The following is a 6,602-nucleotide window of genomic DNA, read 5'->3' as shown; positions in this document are numbered from 1 at the left end:
CTTTAGGGGTGGAGGGTTGTTGGGTTCAGTTCGCCGGTGGCTACCAGGACGGCGGGGCCGGAAAGCCAGCAGGAGTTCTCGGTGACCGTCACCGTCAGGCGGCCGCCGGGGACGTCGATGGCGACCACGCCGGTGTCCCGGCCGGCGTCACGCAGGGCCACCGCGCCCACCGCGCAGGCACCGGTGCCGCAGGACAGCGTCTCGGCGCTGCCGCGCTCGTACACCCGCATCAGGGTGTGCTCGTCGGTGCCGTCGACCGGGTCGCCCGCCACGATGAACTCCACGTTCACCCCGCTCGGGAAGACCGACGGGTCGAACCCGGGCGCGACGGTCAGGTCCAACGCCGACAAATCCACGCCGGCCGGCAGCACGCAGACCAGGTGCGGGTTGCCGACGTCCACCACCGCACCGGTCAGGGTCAGTCCGCCGAGGGTGGCGGCGGAGCTGTCGTACACCTGGGGTCGGCGCATCTCGACGGACACGGTGTCGCCCTCGACCAGCGCGCGCACGACGCCGGCCCGGGTGGCCACCGGCAGCGCCGCGCCGGCGGGCGTGGCCAACCCGGTGTCGAGCAGGTAGCGCACGAAGACCCGGGCGCCGTTGCCGCACATCTCGGCGAACGAGCCGTCGGCGTTCCAGTAGTCCATGAACCACTCGGCCTCGCCGGCCAGACCCGCGCCGTCCGGATGCTTGGCCGCGCGGACCACCCGCAGCACGCCGTCCGCGCCGATGCCCCGACGCCGGTCACAGAGCGCCGCGACCAGCTCCGGGGTCAGGTCGAGCTGACCGTCCGGGTCGGGAAGGATGACGAAGTCGTTGCCGGTGCCGTGGCCCTTGGTGAACTCCACAGCCCCATCATCGCGCAGCCGCCGGCACCAGACGCAGGGCGGCCCCGATCAGGTCCGGGGTCGTCGAGTCCAGCCAGTGGATCCGCGGGTCCCGGCGGAACCAGGACCGCTGCCGCCGGACGAAACGCCGGGTGGCCCGGACCGTCTCGTCGTGCGCCTGCGCCTCGGTCAGCTCACCGGCGAGCAGGCGCAGCACCTGCTGGTAGCCGAGGGCCCGACTCGCCGTCCGCCCCTCGGGCAGGCCGCGCCCGACCAGCTCACGGGTCTCCGGCACCAGGCCGTCGGCCCACATCCGGTCGACCCGCAGCGCGATCCGCTCGTCCAGCAGGCCGGTGTCCAGGTCGACCCCGAGCTGCACGGACGGGTAGTACGGCGTGGGCTGCGGCAGCGAGGCGGCGAACGGCGCGCCGGTGAGCTCGATCACCTCCAGGGCCCGCACGATCCGCCGGCCGTTGCCGGGCAGGATGCTCTCGGCGGCGACCGGGTCGGCGGCACGCAGCCGTGCGTACAGCGGGGCCGGGCCCACCTCGGCCAACTCCCGTTCCAGCCGCTCCCGCAGCGCCGCGTCCGTGCCGGGGAACTCGAAGCGCTCCAGCACCGCCCGCACGTACAGCCCGGAGCCACCGACCAGCAGCGGCACCCGCCCCCGGGACAGGATGTCGTCCACCGCCGCGCGGGCCAGTCGCTGGTACTCCGCGACGCTCGCCGGCTCGGTGACCTCCCAGATGTCCAGCAGGTGATGCGGCACCCCGTCCCGCTCGGCGAGGGTCAGCTTGGCGGTGCCGATGTCCATGCCCCGGTAGAGCTGCATCGAGTCGGCGTTGACCACCTCGCCGTCCAGGGCGTGCGCCAACGCGATGCTCAGCGCAGATTTGCCGGCCGCGGTCGGGCCGACCACAGCGACGACCGTGCCTGTCACACCCGCTCCCAGGACGCTACGAAGTAGGCCACCCCGTAGGGGGCGGAGTCGTGCAGCAACTCGCCGCGCCACCCACCACCGGCCGCGCGGGCCGCGCCGGCGAGCACCTGCCAGGGGGCGCGACCGGCGGCCTTCAGCTCCGTCGACACCACCGGGTCGAGGTCGAGCAGGGCGTCCAGGTCCGCGTCGGCCAGCGCCGCGGCAACCCCCTGGTCGTACGGGAGGGCGCGCGCGTCGTCGTACCCGGGTGCTTTCTCTCCCCGGCAGGCGGACCCGTCCCCGAGCACCAGCGACGCCACCCGGTCACCGGCGGCACCGACCTCGTCGGCGAGCGCGGCCAGCTCGGCCGGGCCGGCGTCGGCGGCCACCTGCACGGCCGTCACCTGCGGTCGGGTGTCGTGACGGGCCAGCAGCCACGCGCCGATGGTCAGGCTCAACGGCAGCACCGCACCCCGGTCCGGAAGGCCGGGCACCAACGGCACGTCCAGGTCGACACCCCAGGGCTGGAGAGAACCACTCGCCGGGGTGCGGATCGGGCCGGTCACCGGGCCGGTGCCCACCAGCACCACAATGTCCGGATCGGTGGCCAACAGCCGGCGTACGGCGGTGTCACAGGCCGCCCGCAGATCGTCCAGCTCCGGGGCCGCGGAGCCGGCCAGCTCGGGCACGAGCAGGGGCGGATGCGGGCAGACGGCGGCGGCGACCAGGGGCACCCGTCCACCGTAGCGGGAATCCCCGGTGCGTCTCCGCGCCGATCCGGTCATTCGGCCCCTAGGACACCGTATGGTCACGGTCGGCGATAGGCGCTCGACGCGGACCGGGTCGGACCTGTGACAATGCCGGAAGCAACTTGGCTGCGCCGTGGCGGCGACGGGGGATCGATCCCTCGACGCCGGGAGAACGAGGATGGGCACATGAGCGACTGGACTGCCTTCGGACGGGTGGACGCGGACGGCACCGTGTACGTCAAGACCACCGAGGGAGAGCGGGTGGTCGGATCCTGGCAGGCGGGAGCACCGGAGGAGGGCCTGGCACACTTCGCCCGTCGCTTCGCCGACCTGGTGACCGAGGTGGACCTGACCGAGGCGCGACTCAAGTCGGGTGCGGCGGACGCCGGGCACTCGTTGAGCACGATCCGGCGGATCCGTGCCTCGCTGCCCGAGGCCAACGTGGTCGGCGACATCGACGCGCTGGCCACCCGCCTGGACAAGCTGGCGACCCTCGCCGAGGAGAAGGCCGGCGAAGCGCGCGCCGCCCGGGACGCCGCTCGCGGCGAGGCCCTGGCCCGCAAGACCGCGCTGGTCGAGGAGGCCGAGAAGCTGGCCGCCGAATCCACCGGGTGGAAGACCGCCGGGGACCGGCTCAAGGAGATCCTCGACGAGTGGAAGACCATCCGCGGCGTCGACAAGAAGGCCGACGGTGAGCTGTGGAAGCGGTTCGCCGCCGCCCGGGACGGCTTCACCCGCCGCCGCGGCGCCCACTTCGCCTCCCTGGACTCGCAGCGCAAGCAGGCCCAGACCGCCAAGGAGGAGTTGGTCGCCGAAGCGGAGAAGCTCGCGGACTCCACCGACTGGGCCGCCACCGCCAACCAGCTCAAGGACCTGATGACCCAGTGGAAGGCCGCTCCGCGCGCCTCCAAGGAGGCCGAGCAGAAGCTCTGGGAACGGTTCCGGGGTGCGCAGGACGCCTTCTTCAGCCGGCGCAGCGAGGTCTTCTCCGCACGGGACAACGAGCAGCGCGGCAACCTGGAGCGCAAGCAGGCCCTGCTCGCCGAGGCCGAGGCGTTGGACATCGACGCCGACCCGAAGGGCGCCCAGGCCAAGCTGCGGGAGATCCAGGCCCAGTGGCACGAGGCCGGCCGGGTGCCCCGCGAGGCGGCCGCCGGGCTGGAGCGTCGACTGCGCGTCATCGACGACAAGGTCCGTGACGTGATGGACTCGGCGTGGCGCCGGACCACCAAGGAGGACAACCCGCTGCTCGCCCAGATGCGGGCGCAGGTGGCGGAGGCCGAGGACCGGCTGGCCCGGGCGCAGAGCGCCGGGGACGCACGCCGGATCAAGGAGGCTGAGCAGGCCCTCGCCTCCAAGCGGCAGTTCCTCCAACTCGCCGAGCAGGCCGGCTGAGCTGACGACGTCCGGAGCCCCCGGTCCCGCTCGGGACCGGGGGCTCCCGCGTGTCCGCCCCCGCCCACGGCCGTCAAGGTCACGCTCGATCCAGGATGTAGTGGCCACTTGGCGGCCAGATACCACTACATCCATGTTCCAGCGCGATCATGCAGGGGCGACGGGGCAGGTTGACGCATTGACGTGGGCTGATCAGAATGAGCGACGGAGCCAGGTAGGGCCACCGGCGCGAGGGCGACGAAGGCGGAACATCCGCCGTCGAGGGTCGCCGGTGAGCTTCCGCGAGTGAGCACGTCCGCGTGACATGGGTCGTCGCGCACTGTCCGCGTACCCCTGAGGGACCGTGACGTGCGGACGGCCGCCCGCCGGCGTCGTTTCTGGACGACGCCGGACCTCCGAAGTGGAGCTCGAATTGTTCCGTCCCAAAGCTCTCGGCGGCGCGCTCACCGCGCTCGTCACCGTCGCGGCTGGCGTGTTCCTCGCCGCCGCCGTCAGCACCAGCCCGGCCGTGGCCGCCGGCACCGGTACGGGTTATCTGCATACCAGTGGCAACCAGATCGTGGACAGCACCGGCGCGACGGTCCGGTTGACCGGCATCAACTGGTTCGGCATGGAGACCGACAACAAGACCTTCCACGGGCTGTGGTCGAACAACCCGTGGCGGGGACAGCTCGACACGATGGCCCGGCTGGGTTACAACACGTTGCGGGTGCCGTACTCGAACGACGCACTGAAGCCGGGTGCGACCGCCAGTGGGATCAACGACTTCGTCAACCCGGACCTGATCGGGCTGTCGCCGTTGCAGATCCTGGACAAGGTGATCGACTATGCCGGCAGCAAGGGCATGCGGATCATCCTGGACCGGCACCGGCCGACGGCGGCCGGGCAGTCGCCGCTCTGGTACACGTCGACGGTTTCCGAGGCGACCTGGATCAACGACTGGAAGATGCTCGCCCAGCGGTACGCGGGCAACCCGACGGTGATCGGTGCCGACCTGCACAACGAGCCGCACGCGGAGGGCACCAACCCGGCGGCCACCGGCGCGTGCTGGGGCTGTGGCGACACCACCCGGGACTGGCGGCTCGCCGCCGAGCGGGCCGGAAACGCCATCCTCGGTGTCCAGCCCAACTGGCTGATCTTCGTGGAGGGGGTGAGCTGCCCGAGTGGTGGCCTCTCCAACGTCTGGGACGGCGACACCAGCAACGACGAGGACTGCGGTTGGTGGGGCGGCAACCTGTCGAAGGCGGGTCAGTTCCCGGTCCGGCTGAACGTGGCCAACCGGTTGGTCTACTCGCCGCACGAGTACGCCACCTCGGTGTACCGGCAGACCTGGTTCGACGCCCCGGACTACCCGGCGAACATGCCGGCCATCTGGGACAAGTACTTCGGTTACCTCTACAAGCAGAACATCGCCCCGATCATGATGGGCGAGTTCGGCAGCACCCTGGTCGACCCAAAGGACAAGGTGTGGCTGGAGAAGCTGATGGCGTACACCGGGACCGGGGTGACCGGGATGTCCTTCACCTACTGGTCGTGGAACCCCAACTCGGGTGACACCGGCGGTATCGCGTTGGACGACTGGACCAACATCAACACCGCCAAGCAGGCGATCCTTCAGCCGTACCTGATCGCGCCGTCGGGTGGCGGCACCAGCGGGCCGCCGACCGGCGGGCCGACGGACCCGCCGACGGACCCGCCGGCCGGCGCCTGCACGGCCACCTACCGGCAGGTCAACGCCTGGCAGGGCGGCTTCCAGGGCGAGTTGACCGTGAAGAGCACCGGCTCGGGCGCGGTGAACCCGTGGTCGGTCACCTGGAGTTGGCCGTCCGGGGTGACGTTGGGCAGTGGCTGGAACGCCACCGTCACGCAGTCCGGTACGACGGTCACCGCGGCAGCTCCCAGCCACGCTCCGTCCCTGCCGGCGGGCGGGTCGGTCACCGTGGGCTTCACCGCCAACGGCACGGCCAGCGCGCCGGGCACTGTGAAACTCAGCGGCACCAGCTGCTGATCCACCGGGACGGCCGGTGGGCTGCTGCCGGGACGGCCGGTGCGCAGCGCATCGGCCGTCCCGGCCATTTACATTCAGACTCTTCTATGTTTTTATCGGGAAAGCGCTTGCCTCTTTGTTGGTGAGCGCGAGCGCGGGAGCCGCTTTCCTTCACGAACCTGCACTGGCGGGCCCGAGGACCACTGGTCCCGGCCGAGATTCGCCGCCCACGGGCATGGGCGTCGCGACACCTCCGTCCGCCTCACCGAAAGGAAGCAGCATGCGCACAGGACGGCGTCGAATGACGCTGATCGCCACCACGGCCGCAGCCACCGCCACCCTGGTCACCGCCGGGCTGTTGACCTCCGTGTCCGCCCAGGCGGCCGCCGGCTGCCAGGTGGCCTACTCGGTCGCCAGCCAGTGGCCGGGCGGATTCACCGGCAACGTCACCGTCACCAACCTCGGCGACCCGGTCTCCGGGTGGACGTTGCGCTGGTCGTACGGGGCCGGCCAGCAGGTCAGCCAGGCGTGGGGCGCCACCGTCACGCAGAGCGGCAGCCAGGTTTCCGCGACCAACGTCGACTACAACGGCAACCTGGCGACCAACGCCAGCGCCACGTTCGGCTTCAACGCGAGTTGGAACAACTCCAGCAACCCGGCTCCGAGCAGCTTCAGCCTGAACAACGTCGCCTGCACCGGCAGCACCACACCGACCACCCCACCGC

Annotated in this window: 6 protein-coding genes; 3 read left to right on the top strand and 3 right to left on the bottom strand. The window is 71.4% G+C overall.

What is annotated here, in order from left to right:
- Positions 1 to 2 precede the first annotated feature (2 nt).
- The 3 genes from dapF to DLJ58_RS00940 are packed head-to-tail and all read right to left on the bottom strand — an operon-like array spanning position 3 to position 2,531.
- Positions 3 to 848, bottom strand: coding sequence for a diaminopimelate epimerase (gene dapF, locus DLJ58_RS00950; protein ID WP_124853418.1), 846 nt, complete (start codon positions 846 to 848; stop codon positions 3 to 5).
- Positions 849 to 855: 7 nt separating this feature from the next.
- Complete coding sequence (gene miaA / locus DLJ58_RS00945) at positions 856 to 1,779, bottom strand: tRNA (adenosine(37)-N6)-dimethylallyltransferase MiaA (protein WP_425271285.1); 924 nt, start codon at positions 1,777 to 1,779, stop codon at positions 856 to 858.
- Complete coding sequence (locus DLJ58_RS00940) at positions 1,764 to 2,531, bottom strand: class III extradiol ring-cleavage dioxygenase family protein (RefSeq protein WP_208740761.1); 768 nt, start codon at positions 2,529 to 2,531, stop codon at positions 1,764 to 1,766. Before DLJ58_RS00940 ends, miaA begins: the two co-directional genes overlap by 16 nt.
- A 150-nt stretch (positions 2,532 to 2,681) precedes the next feature.
- Here DLJ58_RS00940 and DLJ58_RS00935 point away from each other — a divergent pair, with 150 nt between their 5' ends.
- The 3 genes from DLJ58_RS00935 to DLJ58_RS00925 all read left to right on the top strand — a co-directional run.
- Entirely contained in the window at positions 2,682 to 3,890 is a 1,209-nt protein-coding gene (locus DLJ58_RS00935; RefSeq protein WP_091400528.1) for a DUF349 domain-containing protein, read from the top strand.
- Between the two features lie 412 nt (positions 3,891 to 4,302).
- Positions 4,303 to 5,898 carry a cellulase family glycosylhydrolase gene (locus DLJ58_RS00930; RefSeq protein ID WP_124853415.1) on the top strand — a complete coding sequence of 532 codons (1,596 nt, stop codon included), beginning with the start codon at positions 4,303 to 4,305 and terminating at the stop codon, positions 5,896 to 5,898.
- Between the two features lie 259 nt (positions 5,899 to 6,157).
- A partial coding sequence (locus DLJ58_RS00925; RefSeq protein ID WP_208740759.1) for a cellulose binding domain-containing protein occupies positions 6,158 to 6,602 on the top strand: 445 nt, incomplete at its 3' end.

Origin of the sequence: Micromonospora arida, from assembly GCF_003857035.1 — a bacterium.
Classification (GTDB): Bacteria; Actinomycetota; Actinomycetes; order Mycobacteriales; family Micromonosporaceae; genus Micromonospora; species Micromonospora arida.
This window is presented reverse-complemented; position numbering and strand designations above follow the sequence as displayed.